This is a genomic window from Streptomyces doebereineriae (assembly GCF_031845645.1).
Classification (GTDB): Bacteria; Actinomycetota; Actinomycetes; order Streptomycetales; family Streptomycetaceae; genus Streptomyces; species Streptomyces canus.
Genome location: NZ_JAVREZ010000001.1, coordinates 103,539 through 119,413, shown reverse-complemented (window position 1 = coordinate 119,413; position 15,875 = coordinate 103,539). Strand labels below are relative to the sequence as shown.

Below are 15,875 nucleotides of genomic sequence, written 5' to 3'. Positions count from 1 at the left end.
CCCGTGCCTCAGGCCCCGCCGCGTTCCCCCGTCGCGGCGGGGCTTTCTCGTGCCTCCTCGGCCGGCCGGTCGGTCACGTCGAGGAAGATCTGGTCCGCCTCGGACACGGTCCGGGCGACGGACCGCTTGATGCGTACGGCGACCTCCTCGACCCGTTCGCTGTCCAGGCCCGGCACCAGGTCCACACGGGCGGCCACCAGGACCGAGTCCAGCCCCATCTTCATGGTGAACAGCGCCTCCACGCTGTCGATCTCGGGCTGTGCGTCCAGCAGTGCCCGGATCCGGGCACTGGCCTCCGGGTCGGCGGCCTCACCGATCAGCTGTCCCTTGGCCTCGCGTCCGAGCCGGTAGGCCACGTAGACGAGCAGCGCACCGATGGCCAGTGAGGCCGACGCCTCCCAGACGACCTGCCCGGTGACCATGTGCAGCGCCATTCCGGCCATGGCGAGGGTCACACCGAGCACCGCCGTGCCGTCCTCGGCGACGACCGTGCGCAGGGCGGGGTCGCGCATGCCCTGGGCGGCCCCGCCCTGCTTGTGCACCTGGTGCAGCGCCCGCACGAGCGAGATCCCCTCGGCGACGAAGGCCACGCCCAGCACGATCAGGCCCGCCACATAGCCGCTGAGCTTTTCCTCGGCTCCGTTGCGCAGCGCCTCGATACCCTGGAAGACGGAGAAGCAGCCGCCCATCACGAAGATCCCGACGGCCGCGATGAGCGACCAGAAGAACCGCTCCTTGCCGTAGCCGAAGGGATGTCGTTGGTCGGCGGGGCGACGGCTGCGGCGCAGCGCGGCCAGCAGGAAGACCTCGTTGAGGCTGTCCGCGACGGAGTGCGCCGCCTCCGACAGCAGCGCGGGAGAGCCCGCGAGGAGGCCTCCGACGGCCTTGGCGACCGCGATCACCAGGTTCGCCGCGAGCGCCACCAGCACGGTGACGCGTGTTTTCCGGTCCGCTGTGTTGTTCGTCGATGTCCCGCTCACCTTCGCCGACTGCCCGGCTCCCCGGCACTCACACCGTGCCGACTCCCGAAAACGGGGAACGCGTCCACCAGGACAGGTGTACTCCGGGAGGAACCATGGACAGCGCCGACGACGGCAACAGCTCGTACGGCCAGAAGGCGTTCAAGCGGTCCAAGAGCCATTTCGCGGACCGGGTCACCGCCGACGGCCGGGACGGCTGGCCGGTGGAGGCCGGCCGCTACCGGCTGGTGGTCAGCCGTGCGTGTCCCTGGGCGAGCCGGGCGGTGATCTCGCGACGGCTGCTCGGACTGGAGGACGCGCTGTCCATGGCGATCGCCGACCCGATCCAGGACGACCGCAGCTGGCGTTTCACCCTGGACCCGGACGACCGCGACCCGGTGCTCGGCATCCGCTACCTCAGCGAGGCCTACGACAAGCGGGAGCGCGACTATCCGGGCGGGGTGAGCGTGCCCGCGCTCGTGGACGTGCCCAGCGGGAAGCTCGTCACCAACGACTACCAGCAGCTCACCCTGGACCTGGCCACCGAGTGGACGGCCCTGCACCGTCAGGGCGCGCCCGATCTGTATCCGCGGGCGCTGCGCGACGAGATCGACACGGTGATGGCGGAGGTGTATGAGGACGTCAACAACGGTGTGTACCGGGCGGGTTTCGCCACCGGCCAGGAGGAGTACGAGGAGGCCTGCGCGGGCGTGTTCCGCCGGCTCGACCTGCTGACCTCGCGCCTAGCCCGGCAGCGGTATCTCGTCGGGGACACCCTCACCGAGGCGGACATCCGGCTGTTCACCACACTGGTGCGTTTCGACGCCGTCTACCACGGTCACTTCAAGTGCAACCGCTGGAAGCTGGCGGAGAACGAGGTGCTGTGGGCGTACGTCCGCGACCTCTACCAGACACCGGGCTTCGGTGACACCGTCGACTTCGACCACATCAAGCGGCACTACTACCAGGTGCACACCGGCGTCAATCCGACCGGCATCGTCCCGCTCGGGCCGGACCTGGCGGGCTGGCTGACGCCGCATCACCGTGCGGAGCTCGGCGGCCGCCCGTTCGGCGACGGGACCCCGCCGGGGCCGGTGCCGACGGCCGAGGCGGTCCCGGCGCACCACCGACCCACCACTGAGCAAGGAGATTGACGTGGCAAAGAAGAAGAAGCTGCCCCTCGCCTACAAGCCCCTCGGCTTCGTACTCGGCTGGACGAGCGGAACGCTGGCGGGACTGGCCTTCCAGAAGACCTGGAAGGCCATCCGGCACGAGGACGACGCGCCCGACGCCCTGGACCGTGACCGCCGCTGGGGAGAGATCCTGCTGGCTGCGGCGGTCCAGGGCGCCATCTTCGCCGTGGTTCGCAGCGCGGTGGACCGCGCGGGCGCCACAGCCATCGAACGCTCCACCGGAGTCTGGCCGACCGACGAGAAGGGCGGCCGCGACTGACTCAGCCCTGTTTGGGCGCGGTCGGGGTGACCATGCGCAGGGTGAAGGAGTGGCCGGCGGGGTCGGCGTAGCCGCGCTCCTCGAACGGCCCGGCGACGTCCTTCGCCTCCAGCGGGCGGCCGCCGAGCTCCACCACCTTGCGCTCGACCGCGTCCAGGTCCTCCACCACGAAGTCGATGTGGGCCTGGAGGGAGTTCTCGGGGCGGGGCCAGCTCGGCGGCGTGGCGTTCACATCACGGCGGAACGCCAGCCGGAAGCCGTCGGCGCCCCTGATCTCCACGCGGTTGGCGGTCGCGTCCGTCTCCTCGGCGTCCAGCAGGTCCTTGTAGAACACGGCGAGCTTCTCGGGCTCGGCACAGTCGAGCACGACGACCCCCGCTTTCACCAGTGCCATGTCTCCTCCGAAGGGTTCGGCCACGGGGTGTTGGCGCCCCGCGGCCTTCTACCTTGCGGATATCCCGGCACGGCCGATTCAGTCGGCGACCAGCCACTGTCCGTCCCGCATCAGTTCACGCCCGGTGAGCTCATTGGCCTCCCGCCAGGCCTGCACCCGCTGCGGGTGGACCCTGAAGTACAGGTAGGGCGTGGTGAGTTGGCGGGGGTCGAAGCCGGTCACCGCGGCGAAGCGGTCCCCCTCCTCGCCGGTCAGCTGGGCCTGGGTGAGGGTGTCGACGGTGCCCTCGATCATCACGACGTCCCGGGTGGGCCCGAGGCCGAGGCGCACTCTGCCGGTCGTCTTGAGGTTCCGCCCGGTGGGGCTGTTGGCCGGGGTGGCCAGGAGGATGGTGGAGCCGTCCCAGAGGAATGAGAGCGGGACGAGGTACGGCACACCCGAGCCGTCGTCCGGGGCCGTGGCGACCCAGACGTCCTCGTCGTGCTCCAGTCGGTTCAGGGTGTCCTGTTTACGCTGCTTCGCGGGGCGTGGCGGCTGCGGGGCCATCGGCGTGCGTCCTCCTGCTGGATCATCAAGTGACGGCATCAGTCTGGCCGTTCGGACCGGCTTCCACCTCCGCCTTTCGGCCTAGGACGTGTCGCAGCGTCACGGCGTGGGCCCCGAATCCCTGGCGCTCGTAGAAACGGATCGCCTCCGGGTTGGCCGCGTAGGCGGCGACCTCCGCCTGCACGGCCCCCTGCGCCCCGGCCCAGGCCAGGAACTCCTCCACCAAGCGGGCGCCGACCCGCGCGCGCCGATGGGCCGGGCGGACGTACAGGCCGTTCAGCGTGGCCGACTTCACGGGTCGCACGGCCGAGGGTTCGGCCAGGGATCCGGACAGGTGCCCGACCACCTCACCGTCGTACGCCACCACCAGGACGAGCCGTGCCGAGTCCGCCAGGGCCGCCGTGAACGAGGCGGCTCCGTGCTCGCGCGGCCAGCCGACGTCGACGCTCGGGTCCCTGGTTCCGGCGTCCTCGGCGAACAGGCCCGCGCTGGAGGCGACGAGCCCCGGGATGTCGTCGGGGCGGGCACGGCGCACGGTCAGGTCTTCCTCGGTGGTCATGGCGCTCACGCTAGCCGCCGACACTGACAGTGGACTTCCTGGACGGTTGTCCAGCTATAGTGGACACACGTCCAAAAGTAGGGGAAGCTGATGGAGATCCTGGCCAATGTGCTCGTCGCCCTGGTGGCGGCGCTGCACGTGTACATCCTGGTGATGGAGATGTTCCTGTGGCAGAAGAAGCCGGGGATGTCCTTTCACGGCTTCGACCGGGAGATGGCCCGGGCCACCGCCGCCATGGCCGGCAACCAGGGCCTGTACAACGGCTTCCTCGCGGCGGGGCTGGTGTGGGGGCTCGTGGCAGGGGATCCGACCGGGTTCCGGGCGCAGGTGTTCTTCCTGGTGTGCGTGATCGTCGCGGGTGTGTACGGCGCTGTCACCGCCAACGTCCGGATCCTCGCCGCCCAGGCCCTGCCCGGCGCGCTCGCCCTGGCGGCCGTGCTCGCAGCGCGGTGACCCGCGCCGCACCCGAGGACCCGCGGGCGGCCCGCACCCGGACGCGGCTGCGGGAGGCGCTGCTCGCGGAGTGCGCCGAGCGGCCGCTGGAGGAGGTCGGCGTGGCCGCGCTGGTGCGGCGGGCCGGGGTCGGCCGGGCGACCTTCTACGTGCACTACGACGGTCTGGAGGCGCTCGCCGTCGATGCCTGCGCGGACGTCGTACGGGACGCCGTGGAGGCGCTGCACGCCTGGCGCGGGCGGCCCGACCCGGTGCACGCGCCGCCCGCGCTCGCGGAGTTCTTCGGCTCGCTCACCCCGCACACCGCCCTGTACCGGTCCCTGCTCGCACCGGGCGGCGGCGGCCCCCTCGGCAGGGTCCTGCACCGGGACCTGAGGGCCTACAGCCTGCGGGAGCGCGAGCTCGCGGGCGCGGCGGACGCCCCTCTGGTCGCCTCGGCGGTCGCGGCCACCTTCGCCGGTGTACTGGCCGACTGGCTGCACGGCCTGCTCGACGCCACCGCGGCCGACATCGCCGACCAGGTCTGGCAGTTGCTGGTCGCGCTGCACGCGAGCCGGTGAGGCCGGATCACTTGCAGGCCAGGTGTTCCCTGAGCAGGGGCCAGGCCTCCACGCCGTCGGCTGTGCGGACGTACGCCGTGCGTCGGTCGTCGGTCAGCCACAACTGCCTGTCCTCGTACCGGTATCCGGTGTCGCGTGCGTCCGCCGGCAGGTCGGTCGAACCGTCGTAGGCCGCGGTGAGCATGCCGGGTTCGAGCAGGCCCTCGGGGTCGCGGGCGTACCTCCGTTCTCCGAGGTCCAGGAAGTGCACCTCATCCCAGTCGCAGTGGTCGTCCCCGGGACCGCTGCTCACCTCGGTGGTGGGCACCCGCTCTCCCGCGCGGTCGGTCCAGATCTCGTAGCCGTGGGAGTCGGTCCAGTCGGCCGGGAGTTCGGACGGATCGCAGGACGCGCTGGACTCCGGGCCCCAACCGGGCCTGTCCTGCTGGTCCTTGGCGACGACGACCGCCACCTTGGTCCGCCCGTCGACGTCGTACGAGTACAGCACGCGGTCCGTCTCGCGGCGCTCGACTCGGTAGCCGGACCGGGGGTCGCCCGGGTCGAACAGGTGGAAGTACAGCTTCAGTCCTTCCTCCGGGCTGTCCCCGCCGTCGTCCCTGTTCCAGCCGTCGGGGCCGTTGCCGAGGTAGATCTCCCCGGCGCACTCCAGGGCCCGGCCCGCGGCCCCTGAGGCGAGCCGCAGCGCCTGCGGGGTGTACTCGTCCAGTTCCTTCGTGGGGACGTTCAGCGGCCCGCCGTAGGGCGAGCTCGGCGCCGTACCGTCGACGACCACGTCGTCCCCGGAGTCACACCCCACGACCACCATGACCAGCGCCGCCCCCAGCGCCGCCGACAGCCTTCTGCGCATCCCGACCCCCGTTGCTCCGCCCGCTCTCATGATCCTTCGACGCCGCGGGGCACCGGAACGTTCAGCGCGCCGCCGTCTGGAACGTCCGCCGGTACACCTGCGGTGACACCCCGATCGCCGCGTGCAGGTGCTGTCGCAGGGAGGCGCCCGTGGCGAAACCGACGCGGCCGGCGATCTGGTCGACCGCCAGGTCGCTGGACTCCAGGAGGTGCCGGGCCCGGGCGACGCGCTGCTGGATGAGCCAGCGGCCGGGGCTCATGCCCACCTCGTCGTTGAAGCGGCGGGCGAAGGTGCGCAGGCTCATCCGGGCGTGCGCGGCGAGGTCGGCCAGGGTCAGGGGCTCGTCGAGGCGCTCCAGCGCCCAGGCGCGGGTCCCGGCGGTACTCGCGGCGCCCTGTTCCGGGACCGGCTGCTCGATGTACTGGGCCTGGCCACCGTCCCGGAACGGCGGGACCACACAGCGGCGGGCGACGGCGTTGGCGAGTTCGCTGCCGTGGTCCTTGCGGACGAGGTGCAGGCAGACGTCCACGCCGGAGGCGGCTCCGGCCGAGGTGAGAATGCGGTCGTCGTCGACGAAGAGCACATCGGGGTCGAGGTCGATGTGCGGGAACATGCTCCGGAAGCGGCCGGCGAGCTGCCAGTGGGTGGTCGCCCGGCGGCCGTCCAGGAGACCGGCCGCGGCGAGGACGAAGGCGCCGGTGCAGATGGAGACGATCCGGGCCTCGGGGCGGACGTACGCGAGGGCCTCGCGCACCTCCTCCGGGAGCTCGGCGGGCATCCGCTCCGGCGAGACGGGGGTGATCACCACGGTGCCGGCGCCGGCCAGGATCTCGGGCCCGTGCTCGACGCCGATGGTGAAGTCGGCGTTGCTGCGCACCGGTCGGCCGTCGACCGAACAGGTCAGCACCTCGTACCGGCCGTCGGCGGCGCCGAGGATCCGGCTGGGGATGCCCAGCTCGAAGGGGTACACGCCGTCCAGGGCCAGCACCACGACCCGCTCGGTCCGCTCCACATGTCGCATGGCACGATCCTATCGAAGCTTGGCAATCATGCCATTTCCCGGACGGGCGGGGCCGGGCAGGCTGGACGACCATGAGCACTGTGAACACCATGCGAGCCATCAGCCAGACCACCCTCGGCGGTCCCGAGGTCCTCGAGGAGATCGAGGTCGAGCGCCCCGCGCCGCGTCCCAACCAGGTACTGGTCCGGGTGCGGGCGGCCGGCCTGAACCCCACCGACTGGAAGCACCGCGCCACCGGCGGCTTCCTCGGCGAGCCGCCGTTCGTCCTCGGCTGGGACGTCTCCGGCGTGGTCGAGGCGGTCGGCATCGGGGTCGCCACCTTCCAGCCCGGTGACGAGGTGTTCGGCATGCTGCCGTACCCGTGGGGCCACGGTTCGCACGCCGAGTACGTCGTCGCGCCGGTGCGGGCCCTCACGCACAAGCCGTCGTCGATCGACCACACGCAGGCCGGCGCGCTGCCGCTGGTGTCCCTGACCGCGTGGCAGGCGCTGGTCGAGAACGCGGAACTCCGGCCGGGCCAGCGGGTGCTGATCCACGCGGCGGCCGGCGGGGTGGGTCATGTGGCCGTGCAGATCGCCAAGGCGCGGGGCGCGTATGTGATCGGGACCGCGAGCGCGGGCAAGCACCACTTCCTGCGCGAGCTGGGCGCGGACGAGGTGATCGACTACCGGGACACGGACTTCACCGAGGCGGTGCAGGACGTCGACGTGGTGCTGGACACGCTGGGCGGCGACACGTCCGTGCGCTCGCTGCGGGTGCTGCGGCCGGGCGGGATCGTGGTGTCGATCCTCCCGGTCGGCTCGGACGAGTTCGGCAAGGAGGCCGAGCGGCTGGGCGTCAGGGCCGTGCGGATGCTCGTGGACGCCGACCGCGCCGGGATGAACGCGATCGCGGAGCTGGTGGAGAAGGGCGAGCTGCGGGCCACGATCGCGGGGACCTTCCCGCTGGCCGATGCCGCCGAGGCGCATGCGCTGGGCGACACCGGCCGTACGAAGGGGAAGCTGGTTCTGGTGGTCGACTGACCCGTCAGAACGTCAGCACGGGCTTGATCGCCTTGCCCGCGCCCATGTCCCGCACCGCCTGGTCGATGTCCGCGAACGGATAGGTGCTGATCAGGCGGTGCAGCGGGAGGCGCCCCTCCTTCACCAGACGGACCAGCGCGGGGATGAAGCTCTGGGTCTCGGCGTCGCCGAGGGTGAGGCCGACGACCCGCTTGCCGCCGAGGAGCCCGTTGACGTCGAGGGCAACCTCGGTGCCGAACGGCGGTGCGCCCACGACGACCACCGTGCCGCGCGCGCCGAGCGCGTCGACGCCCTGGCGCAGGACCTTCACGTTGCCCGTGGTCTCCACGATGCCGTCCGCGCCCTGACCGCCGGTGATGGCGGCGAGCGCCTCGCCGAGGTCCTCCTCGGCCCCGTTGACGGTGTGGGTGGCGCCCAACTCCCTTGCCAAGGTGAGGCGTTCGCCGACCCGGTCGACAGCGACGATCGTCGTGGCGGGGGTGAGGGCGGCGGCCATGACGGCGGAGAGGCCGACCGCTCCGGCGCCGAGCACCACGATGGTGGAACCGGTGACCGGCTTCAGGACGTTCCACACGGCGCCGACGCCGGTCTGCACTCCGCAGCCGAGCGGGGCGATGGACTCCAGCGGCACGTCCCGGTCGACCTTGACGAGGCTGCGCTCGTCGACCAGGGCGCGCTCGGCGAACGAGGACTGGCCGAAGAAGTGGCCGCCGAGCGGCTCGCCGTCCCGGCTGATGGTGCTGGTGCCGTCGGCCCGGCGGCCGCCCAGGAGGTTCAGCGGCAGCCAGGTGGCGCAGTAGGCGGGGTGGCCGCCGTCGCAGTTGCGGCAGTCGCCGCAGGAGGTGAAGGACAGCACGACGTGGTCGCCGGGGGCGACACCGGTGACGGCCGGTCCGACGGCCTCGACGACTCCCGCGCCCTCGTGTCCGAGGACTCCGGGCAGCGGGAAGGGCAGTCCGCCGCTCGCCACCCCGAGGTCGGTGTGACACAGACCCGTGGCGACCATGCGGACGAGCGCCTCGTGCGGCCCGGGCTCGTCGAGCTCGATGTCGGAGAGGGTGAAGGGTGCTCCGCCGGACTCGACGACGGCGGCGCGGGTGGTGGTGGGCATCGTACGAACTCCCTTTGTCTTCAAGCGTGTTCGGGCGCGCGCTCAGTCGAGCGAGACGACGACGGACTTGACCCTGGTGTAGGCGTCGAGCGCCTCGGGGCCGTACTCGCGGCCGTAGCCGGAGTCCTTGACCCCGCCGAAGGGCACCGCGGGGTCGAGCATCGCCCAGTCGTTGACCCAGACGATGCCCGCCTGGAGCCGGTCCGCAACCCGGTGCGCGCGGGCGAGGTTCGTGGTCTGGACGCCCGACGCCAGGCCGTACGGCGTGGAGTTGGCGAGGGCGACGGCCTCGTCCTCGCTGTCGAAGGGCTGCACGGTCAGCACCGGTCCGAAGATCTCCTCCTGCACGACCCGGGAGTCGTTGGAGAGGTCGGCGATCACCGTGGGCTTGTAGTAGAAGCCGCCGTCCAGGTCGAGGCGCTCACCGCCGCAGACGATCCGGCCGCCCTCCTTGCGGGCCAGGTCGACGTACTCCTCGACCTTCTTCAGGTGCTTCTCCCCCGCCATCGGACCGACGACGGTCCCGGGGTCGCGCGGGTCGCCGACCGGCACGCCGGGCACGGCGTCGGCGAGGATGCCCAGCAGGGTGCTGTGGACCGAGCGGGCCACGAGCAGGCGCGGGCCACCCATGCAGAACTGGCCGGTGTTGAAGACGAACGCCTTGATGATCGCGCCGACCGCCTTCTCCAGGTCGGCGTCCTCGAAGACGATGTTGGCCGCGTTGCCGCCGAGCTCCATGGTGACGGGCTTGAGCGCCTCTCCCGCGGTGGCCGCCACGTGCCGGCCGATCGCGGTGGAGCCGGTGAAGGCGACCTTGTCGACCCCGCGGTGGCGCAGCAGGGCCTCACCGGCCACCGGCCCGGCGCCGGTGACCACGTTGACGACCCCGTCGGGGACGCCGGCCCGCTGGAGCAGTCCGGCCATGTAGAGGGCGCTGAGCGGGGTCTCGTCGGCCGGCTTGTGCACGACCGTGTTGCCGGCGGCGAGCGCGGGGCCGATCTTGGAACCGGCGAGGATCAGCGGGAAGTTGAACGGGGTGATCGCGGCGACCACACCCAGCGGCTCGCGCTTGGTGTACGCGAGGGCGTTCATGGGTGTGTTCCGGACGGAGCCGTCCAGGGAGTGGGCGAGGGCCGCGAAGTGCTCGTAGTCGTTGGCCGCGTTGGTCACGTCCACGGCGTGGCACAGCGAGATCGGCTTGCCGACGTCCAGGCTCTCCAGTTGCGCGAGTTCGTCGGCGTTCTCACGGATCAGTTCGGCGACCCGGTGCAGGATCCGGCCCCGCTCGCGACCGCTGAGGCCGGACCAGGCGCCGCCGTCGAAGGCCTCCCGGGCGGAGCGGACGGCCGCGTCCACGTCGGCGGCGCCGGCCTCCGCGACGGTGGTGACGACCGCGCCCCGGGACGGGTCGACCACCTCGGTGCGTGCGCCGTCGGCGGCCTCACGCCACTGGCCGCCCACAAACAGCCGTCCGGGTTCGATCTCGATGGGGGACATCGCCGCTCCTCAGCTTCGTCGCCAAGATTTCAACCAACAGGATTCCTGTTGGTTCGCAGTCTCTTTACAGACAGGTTTCCTGTCAATGCTCTAGCCTGAACCCATGCTCGACACACAGGTGACCAAGGCGCCCCCGTCGCTCCTCTACATGGTGAAACAGGTGGAGCTCGTCGTCCGTTCCCATCTGGACGAGCTGGTCAGGCCGTCCGGGATCACCGCTCTGCAGTACACGGCCCTCACGGTCCTCGAGCGGCACGACGGGTTGTCGGCGGCTCAACTGGCCCGGGACTCGTTCGTCACCGCCCAGTCGATCGCCGATCTCGTGCGGTCCCTGGAGACCCGCGGACTGATCCGCCGGGAGCGCAATCCGAAGAACCGCCGCGAACTGCTGATCCTGCTGACCGAGGAGGGGCGCGCGCTGCTCGCCCAGCACGAGGGCCCGGTGCGGGAGCTGGAGGAGCGGATGGTGCGGGACCTCACCGCGCACCAGACCGAGCAGTTCCGTCAAGCGCTGACCACGGCCTGGCACGCCCTGTCGTGAGCCGGGCGCGAGCCCCGCGTGAACCCGTTGCGAACTGGCGGCCGCAATTCGCAGACATATGTCAATCGAACATGCTCAAATTCACTCCATCGAGGGTAACTTGCAGGGCGGGGAACGGATTGGCACGCACCCCATGCCGCCTGTGGAGCCGGTTGGAGGCGATGTCGTCGTGCAGCAGGAATCCGCGCCGCTGTCCCGGCATCTGCGCGTCCACCAGGACCGCGGTCACACGGTGCTGGAGTTCCGCGGGGAGATCGACATCGCCGCGGCCGTGGAGCTCCTCCCCCACCTGGACCGCGTCACGGGACGTCCCGACGCACGGCTGGTCATCGACCTCAGCGGCGTGGAGTTCTTCGACTGCTCCGGGCTGCGGCTGCTGTACCGGGCCCGCTCGCGCGTGCTCGACAACAACGGCAGGCTGCTCCTGGTCTGCACACATCCGCTCACCCTGCGGGTCATCCGGGTGACCGGCCTGGCCCGGCTGCTGCCCCCGCTGCCGTCGCTGGACGCGGCCCTGGGCCAGCCCGAGGCCACGTCCGAGCCGTTATGACCCTGCGCTATTCGCTCCGGGGCGCGTCGAACAGGGCGCTGACGGACTCACCGTTGTGAATGCGCCGTACGGCCTCGGCGAGCGCCGGGGCGATGGACAGGATCTGCAGCTTGTCGGTGCGCTCCTCGTCGGGGACCGGCACCGTGTTGGTGCACACGATCTCCAGTACGTCGGGCTGCTCGCCGATCCTCTTGAGGGCACCGTCCGCAAAGAGGCCGTGCGTGCACGCGACCCGGATGGAGCGCGGGCCCAACTCCCTCAGCCTGTCGAGCAGTTCCAGGACCGTGCTGCCCTTGGCGATCTCGTCGTCCAGCACGATGACATCCCGTCCGGCGACCTCGCCGATGACGTCGCTGATGCTGACCCGGTCGTCGGCGAACCGCTGCTTGGCGCCCGCGGCCACCTGGGCGCCGATCAGCCGGGCGAAGGCGGCCGCCTCCTTGGCGTTGCCGAGGTCCGGGGAGACGACGGTGGTGCGTGAGAGGTCGTACTGCCGGAAGTGCGCGGCCAGCTCGCGCAGGGCGTGCAGGTGGTCGACGGGCACCGAGAAGAAGCCGTGCACCTGCGGGGAGTGCAGGGTCATGGCGAGGACACGGCTCGCCCCGGCCGACACCATCAGGTCGGCGACGAGCCGCCCGCCGAGGGAGATGCGGGGCTCGTCCTTCTTGTCGGAGCGGGCGTAGGAGTAGTGCGGCATGACGACGGTGATCCGGCGCGCCGAGGCACCCCGTGCCGCGTCGCACATCAGCAGCAGCTCCACCAGGTGCTCCTGGACCGGCCTGACCAGCGGCTGGATGAGGAAGACGTCCCGCTCCCGGCAGTTCGCCTGGAGCTGCACCTCCAGGCAGTCGTTGGCGAAACGGCTGACCCGGGTGGGACTGAGCGGCACACCGAGATGCGCGCAGACCTCCGCCGCCAGCTCGGGGTGGGCGCTACCGCTGAACACGGCGATGTCTCGCACGGACCTGCTCCTAGGATGATCATCTCGGGCTGCCGGGCTCATGCTACTGGGCTCGCCCCCCGGCTGCCCGGCCGCCGATATTCGGTTGCGGTCCCCCTGCGCAGGGGCGCCATCATGGCGATGTCCGAGCCCTCTCACGTCAGGATGCCCCGCATGCGCCGACTCCTCGAAGTCACCCAGTGCCCCCTTCGGCCCACGGCTTCCGAGGACTCCACCCCGTATGCACACCCTGAACATCGGCATTCTGGCCCACGTCGACGCCGGTAAGACCAGCCTCACCGAGCGGCTGCTGTTCGACCACGGCGCGATCGACCGGCTCGGCAGCGTCGACACCGGTGACACCCGCACGGACGACGGCGCGATCGAGCGGCAGCGCGGCATCACCATCCGCTCCGCGGTCGCCTCCTTCACCGTCGGCGACACCCGGATCAATCTCATCGACACCCCGGGCCACTCCGACTTCATCGCCGAGGTCGAGCGCGCCCTGGAGGTACTCGACGGCGCGGTGCTGCTGCTGTCCGCCGTGGAGGGCGTGCAGGCGCAGACCCGGGTACTGATGCGGACCCTGCGCAGGCTGCGGCTGCCCACACTGGTCTTCGTCAACAAGATCGACCGGGCGGGCGCCCGCGCCGACGGCCTGCTCGCCGACATCCGGCGCCGGCTGACGCCGTACGTCGCCCCGCTGACGCAGGTGGCGGGCATCGGCACGCCCGACGCCCACGTGACGGCCCTCGCGAAGGACGACCGGCGACTTGCCGAGGCTCTCGCCGACGTGGACCCGGACATCCTCACGGCGGTCGTGGACGGCCCGGAGCCCACCCCTGACGACCTCCACAAGGCCCTTGCCGCCCGCACCGCCGACGGCTCCTTCCACCCGGTGTTCTTCGGCTCCGCCCTCGGCGGCCAGGGGATCCCCGAACTGGTCGAGGGGATGACCCGGCTGATCCCCCGCCCTCCCGTGACACCCGAGGGCGATCCGCGCGGGACGGTGTTCGCGGTGCGGCCCGGACCCGGCGGCGAGCGCACCGCGTATCTGCGGCTCTACGGCGGTGAGGTGACCGAACGGCAGCGCCTCACCCTCCTCAGACGTGAGGCCGACGGGACGACCAGCCGGGTCTCCGGGCGGGTCACCCGTCTCGCCGGGCCGCTGACCGCGGGGAACATCGCGGCGCTGACCTTCTCCTCCGGCCTGCGCGTGGGCGACCGGCTCGGCGAACTCACCGAGCGCACACCGCAGTTCGCGCCCCCGACCCTGGAAACCCTGGTCACCGCCCGTCACCCCGAACAGGCGGCGCGGCTGCGCTCGGCGCTGCTGACCCTCGCCGACCAGGACCCGCTGATCCACGCCCGTCCCACGACCGCGGGCGCCACCACACTGCTCCTCTACGGCGAGGTCCAGATGGAGGTGCTCGCGGCGACCCTCGCCCAGGACTTCGGTGTCGAGGTGGACTTCGAGCCGGCCCGGGTCCGGTACCTGGAGCGCCCGCGCGGCACCGGTGAGGCCTGCGACGAACTGCCCCGGCACGATCGCGTGCGCTACTGGGCGACGATCGGACTGCGGGTCGAGCCGGGCGAGCGGGGCTCCGGCGGGGTGTTCGCGTACGAGACGGAACTCGGCGCACTCCCCCGGGCGTTCCACCAGGCCATCGAGGAGACGGTCCACGCGAGCATGCGGACCGGGCTGACGGGCGCGACCGTGACGGACTACCGGGTCGTCCTCGTCCGTTCCGGTTTCGTCGGGCCGCTCAGTACCGCCGCCGACTTCCGGGGGCTCACGCCGATCGTGCTGCGCCGGGCCCTGGAGCAGGCCGGGACGCGGCTGTTCGAGCCGTATCACACGTTCGAGGCGGAGGTCCCCCTCGATGCGCTGGCCCCGGTGACCGCGCAACTCGCCTCAGCGGGTGCCGAGTTCACGGGCACAACCGGCGGCACCACCGCATGGCTGATCACCGGCGAGCTCCCGGCCCGGAGGGTGCGCGAGATCGAACTCCGACTGCCCGGTCTCACGCACGGTGAAGGGGTGTGGTGGTCCCGGCCCTCGGGCGACCGGGAACTCAAGCCTCACTAGGAGCACTCACCACGACACCGGCAACCGCCGCGGCCCCCGTGTCATCTGCCCCTCCCGCCACTCGATCGTCTCCTGCGTGAACTCGGCCCGCAGCCCCGGGAACCGGACCGCCAGCCGATGCAGGGCCAGCCCCAGCTCCAGGCGGGCCAGCCAGGCGCCCAGGCAGTGGTGGGGACCGGCACCGAAGACCACGCTCGGGGTGGTGAGAGGGGCGAACAGATCGGTCTCGTCGGGCTGCGGGAAGACGTCGGGGTCCCTGTTCGCCGCGTTGGTCTGGACGGCGACCACCGCTCCGGCGGGAATCGTCACCCCGCCGACCTCGACCTCCGCCACGGCCCGGCGGATCAGCCCGGGCAGCACCCTCCCCTCGCTCAACGGGATCGTGCGCAGAAGCTGTTCGACCGCGGTCTCGGCCGCCTCCTGGCTCTCGGCGAGCCCCGGCCAGGCCTGCCGCCCGTCGGTGAGGAGATGGACGACGATGTTGCCGAGGGCGGTCATGGTCGTCTCGTGTCCGGCGACGACCAGGCCCAGGACCAGGACGACCAGTCGGGGCTCCTCGATCCCGAGGTCGTCGCCGGCGACGACCAGGGCGCTCACCAGGTCGTCGCCCGGCTCCTTGCGCCGCTCGGCGACCAGTTCCGCGCAGAACAGGCCGAACTCCCGCATGGCCGCGCCGACTTCCTCGGCACTGTGCGCACCGCCGGACAGGGCGTGGTCGGCCCAGTCCCGGATGCGCTCCCAGTCGGCGTGTTCCAGGCCCATCAGCCGGGAGATCACCGACACCGGCAGCCGGCGGGTGAACCCCTCGACGATGTCGGCGGGTTGTGGCTGCCCCGCGAGATCGTCGAGGAGGGTCTCCACCACGGAGGCGGTCCAGGGCCGCCAGCGGGCGATCGCGCGTGGGGTGAAGGCCCGCTGGACCGTGCCCCGCAGCAGCTGGTGGGGCGGGCCGTCCTGGTTGAGGAGGCCGTCCGGGGAGTCCAGCAGGTTCGGTACGACGAGCAGGGGCGGGGCGTCCGCGTCCCTGAGGGACTTCCTGTTGAAGCGGGGGTCCATGAGCACCTGGCGCACATCGGCGTAGCGGGTCACGAGCCACACCGGGGTGCCGGTGGCCAGGGTGGTGAGCCGGGGCGGGCCGTTCTCGGGCAGGGGGATGCGGTGCATGGGACGAAGGGTCCGGGACGTGCTGTCTGTGCTCATCCAAGTCTCCAGACACGCCGGTACACGGAGTTCTCCACGCTAGTGCGCCCCGCTGTGTCCCGTCAGTGTCCCAATCGGCCAACAAGACGGTCCGGCAGGGCTTTTGGGGGTCATCCCTGGGCATCCGTGCAGTA

Annotated in this window: 18 protein-coding genes; 8 read left to right on the top strand and 10 right to left on the bottom strand. The window is 71.5% G+C overall.

Annotated features, from left to right (window positions below; genetic code table 11):
- Positions 1-8: 8 nt before the first annotated feature.
- The gene (locus RNB18_RS00585) at positions 9-980 is read right to left on the bottom strand and encodes a cation diffusion facilitator family transporter (RefSeq protein WP_311712132.1); all 972 of its coding nucleotides are present in this window, start codon (positions 978-980) and stop codon (positions 9-11) included.
- 95 nt (positions 981-1,075) lie between these two features.
- On the opposite strand from RNB18_RS00585, the gene RNB18_RS00580 reads away from it, so the two are divergent.
- Together RNB18_RS00580 and RNB18_RS00575 are read left to right on the top strand one after the other, a co-directional pair.
- The gene (locus RNB18_RS00580; protein ID WP_311712131.1) at positions 1,076-2,113 is read left to right on the top strand and encodes a glutathione S-transferase family protein; all 1,038 of its coding nucleotides are present in this window, start codon (positions 1,076-1,078) and stop codon (positions 2,111-2,113) included.
- A 1-nt stretch (position 2,114) separates the two neighbouring features.
- On the top strand, positions 2,115-2,411 hold the full coding sequence (locus RNB18_RS00575) for a DUF4235 domain-containing protein (protein WP_311712130.1): 297 nt from the start codon (positions 2,115-2,117) through the stop codon (positions 2,409-2,411).
- A gap of 1 nt (position 2,412) precedes the next feature.
- Here RNB18_RS00575 and RNB18_RS00570 read toward each other — a convergent pair whose 3' ends face one another.
- The 3 genes from RNB18_RS00570 to RNB18_RS00560 form a co-directional block, all read right to left on the bottom strand.
- On the bottom strand, positions 2,413-2,805 hold the full coding sequence (locus tag RNB18_RS00570) for a VOC family protein (protein WP_311712129.1): 393 nt from the start codon (positions 2,803-2,805) through the stop codon (positions 2,413-2,415).
- A 78-nt stretch (positions 2,806-2,883) separates the two neighbouring features.
- A complete protein-coding gene (locus RNB18_RS00565) occupies positions 2,884-3,351 on the bottom strand; it encodes a pyridoxamine 5'-phosphate oxidase family protein (RefSeq protein WP_311712128.1) in 468 nt (155 codons plus the stop codon).
- Between the two features lie 25 nt (positions 3,352-3,376).
- Positions 3,377-3,910: a GNAT family N-acetyltransferase gene (locus RNB18_RS00560; protein ID WP_311712127.1), complete on the bottom strand. Its 534-nt coding sequence runs from the start codon at positions 3,908-3,910 to the stop codon at positions 3,377-3,379.
- 90 nt (positions 3,911-4,000) lie between these two features.
- Here RNB18_RS00560 and RNB18_RS00555 point away from each other — a divergent pair, with 90 nt between their 5' ends.
- The gene (locus RNB18_RS00555) at positions 4,001-4,363 is read left to right on the top strand and encodes a DUF1304 domain-containing protein (protein ID WP_311712126.1); all 363 of its coding nucleotides are present in this window, start codon (positions 4,001-4,003) and stop codon (positions 4,361-4,363) included.
- Entirely contained in the window at positions 4,360-4,923 is a 564-nt protein-coding gene (locus RNB18_RS00550) for a TetR/AcrR family transcriptional regulator (protein ID WP_311712125.1), read from the top strand. Before RNB18_RS00555 ends, RNB18_RS00550 begins: the two co-directional genes overlap by 4 nt.
- Positions 4,924-4,930: 7 nt before the next feature.
- On the opposite strand, the gene RNB18_RS00545 is transcribed toward RNB18_RS00550, so the two are convergent.
- A complete protein-coding gene (locus RNB18_RS00545) occupies positions 4,931-5,770 on the bottom strand; it encodes a hypothetical protein (protein WP_311712124.1) in 840 nt (279 codons plus the stop codon).
- A 61-nt stretch (positions 5,771-5,831) separates the two neighbouring features.
- Complete coding sequence (locus tag RNB18_RS00540) at positions 5,832-6,791, bottom strand: GlxA family transcriptional regulator (RefSeq protein ID WP_311712123.1); 960 nt, start codon at positions 6,789-6,791, stop codon at positions 5,832-5,834.
- A gap of 71 nt (positions 6,792-6,862) precedes the next feature.
- Here RNB18_RS00540 and RNB18_RS00535 point away from each other — a divergent pair, with 71 nt between their 5' ends.
- Positions 6,863-7,813, top strand: a complete 951-nt coding sequence (locus tag RNB18_RS00535) for an NADP-dependent oxidoreductase (protein ID WP_311712122.1) — start codon at positions 6,863-6,865, stop codon at positions 7,811-7,813.
- A gap of 4 nt (positions 7,814-7,817) precedes the next feature.
- Here the strand turns inward: RNB18_RS00535 and RNB18_RS00530 are convergent, their stop codons facing one another.
- Positions 7,818-8,924 (bottom strand): NAD(P)-dependent alcohol dehydrogenase, encoded by a 1,107-nt coding sequence (locus RNB18_RS00530; protein WP_311712121.1) that lies wholly within the window; start codon positions 8,922-8,924, stop codon positions 7,818-7,820.
- 42 nt (positions 8,925-8,966) lie between these two features.
- A complete protein-coding gene (locus RNB18_RS00525) occupies positions 8,967-10,421 on the bottom strand; it encodes an aldehyde dehydrogenase family protein (RefSeq protein WP_311712120.1) in 1,455 nt (484 codons plus the stop codon).
- A gap of 103 nt (positions 10,422-10,524) precedes the next feature.
- On the opposite strand from RNB18_RS00525, the gene RNB18_RS00520 reads away from it, so the two are divergent.
- Positions 10,525-10,962 carry a MarR family winged helix-turn-helix transcriptional regulator gene (locus RNB18_RS00520; RefSeq protein WP_311712119.1) on the top strand — a complete coding sequence of 146 codons (438 nt, stop codon included), beginning with the start codon at positions 10,525-10,527 and terminating at the stop codon, positions 10,960-10,962.
- A gap of 133 nt (positions 10,963-11,095) precedes the next feature.
- Positions 11,096-11,512 carry an anti-sigma factor antagonist gene (locus RNB18_RS00515; RefSeq protein WP_311712118.1) on the top strand — a complete coding sequence of 139 codons (417 nt, stop codon included), beginning with the start codon at positions 11,096-11,098 and terminating at the stop codon, positions 11,510-11,512.
- Between the two features lie 7 nt (positions 11,513-11,519).
- Here the strand turns inward: RNB18_RS00515 and RNB18_RS00510 are convergent, their stop codons facing one another.
- Positions 11,520-12,473 carry a ribose-phosphate diphosphokinase gene (locus RNB18_RS00510; protein WP_311712117.1) on the bottom strand — a complete coding sequence of 318 codons (954 nt, stop codon included), beginning with the start codon at positions 12,471-12,473 and terminating at the stop codon, positions 11,520-11,522.
- Positions 12,474-12,693: 220 nt separating this feature from the next.
- On the opposite strand from RNB18_RS00510, the gene otr(A) reads away from it, so the two are divergent.
- Positions 12,694-14,541 (top strand): tetracycline resistance ribosomal protection protein Otr(A), encoded by a 1,848-nt coding sequence (gene otr(A) / locus RNB18_RS00505; protein ID WP_311712116.1) that lies wholly within the window; start codon positions 12,694-12,696, stop codon positions 14,539-14,541.
- Positions 14,542-14,547: 6 nt separating this feature from the next.
- Here the strand turns inward: otr(A) and RNB18_RS00500 are convergent, their stop codons facing one another.
- Positions 14,548-15,741 carry a cytochrome P450 gene (locus RNB18_RS00500; protein ID WP_311712115.1) on the bottom strand — a complete coding sequence of 398 codons (1,194 nt, stop codon included), beginning with the start codon at positions 15,739-15,741 and terminating at the stop codon, positions 14,548-14,550.
- Between the last annotated feature and the right edge of the window lie 134 nt (positions 15,742-15,875).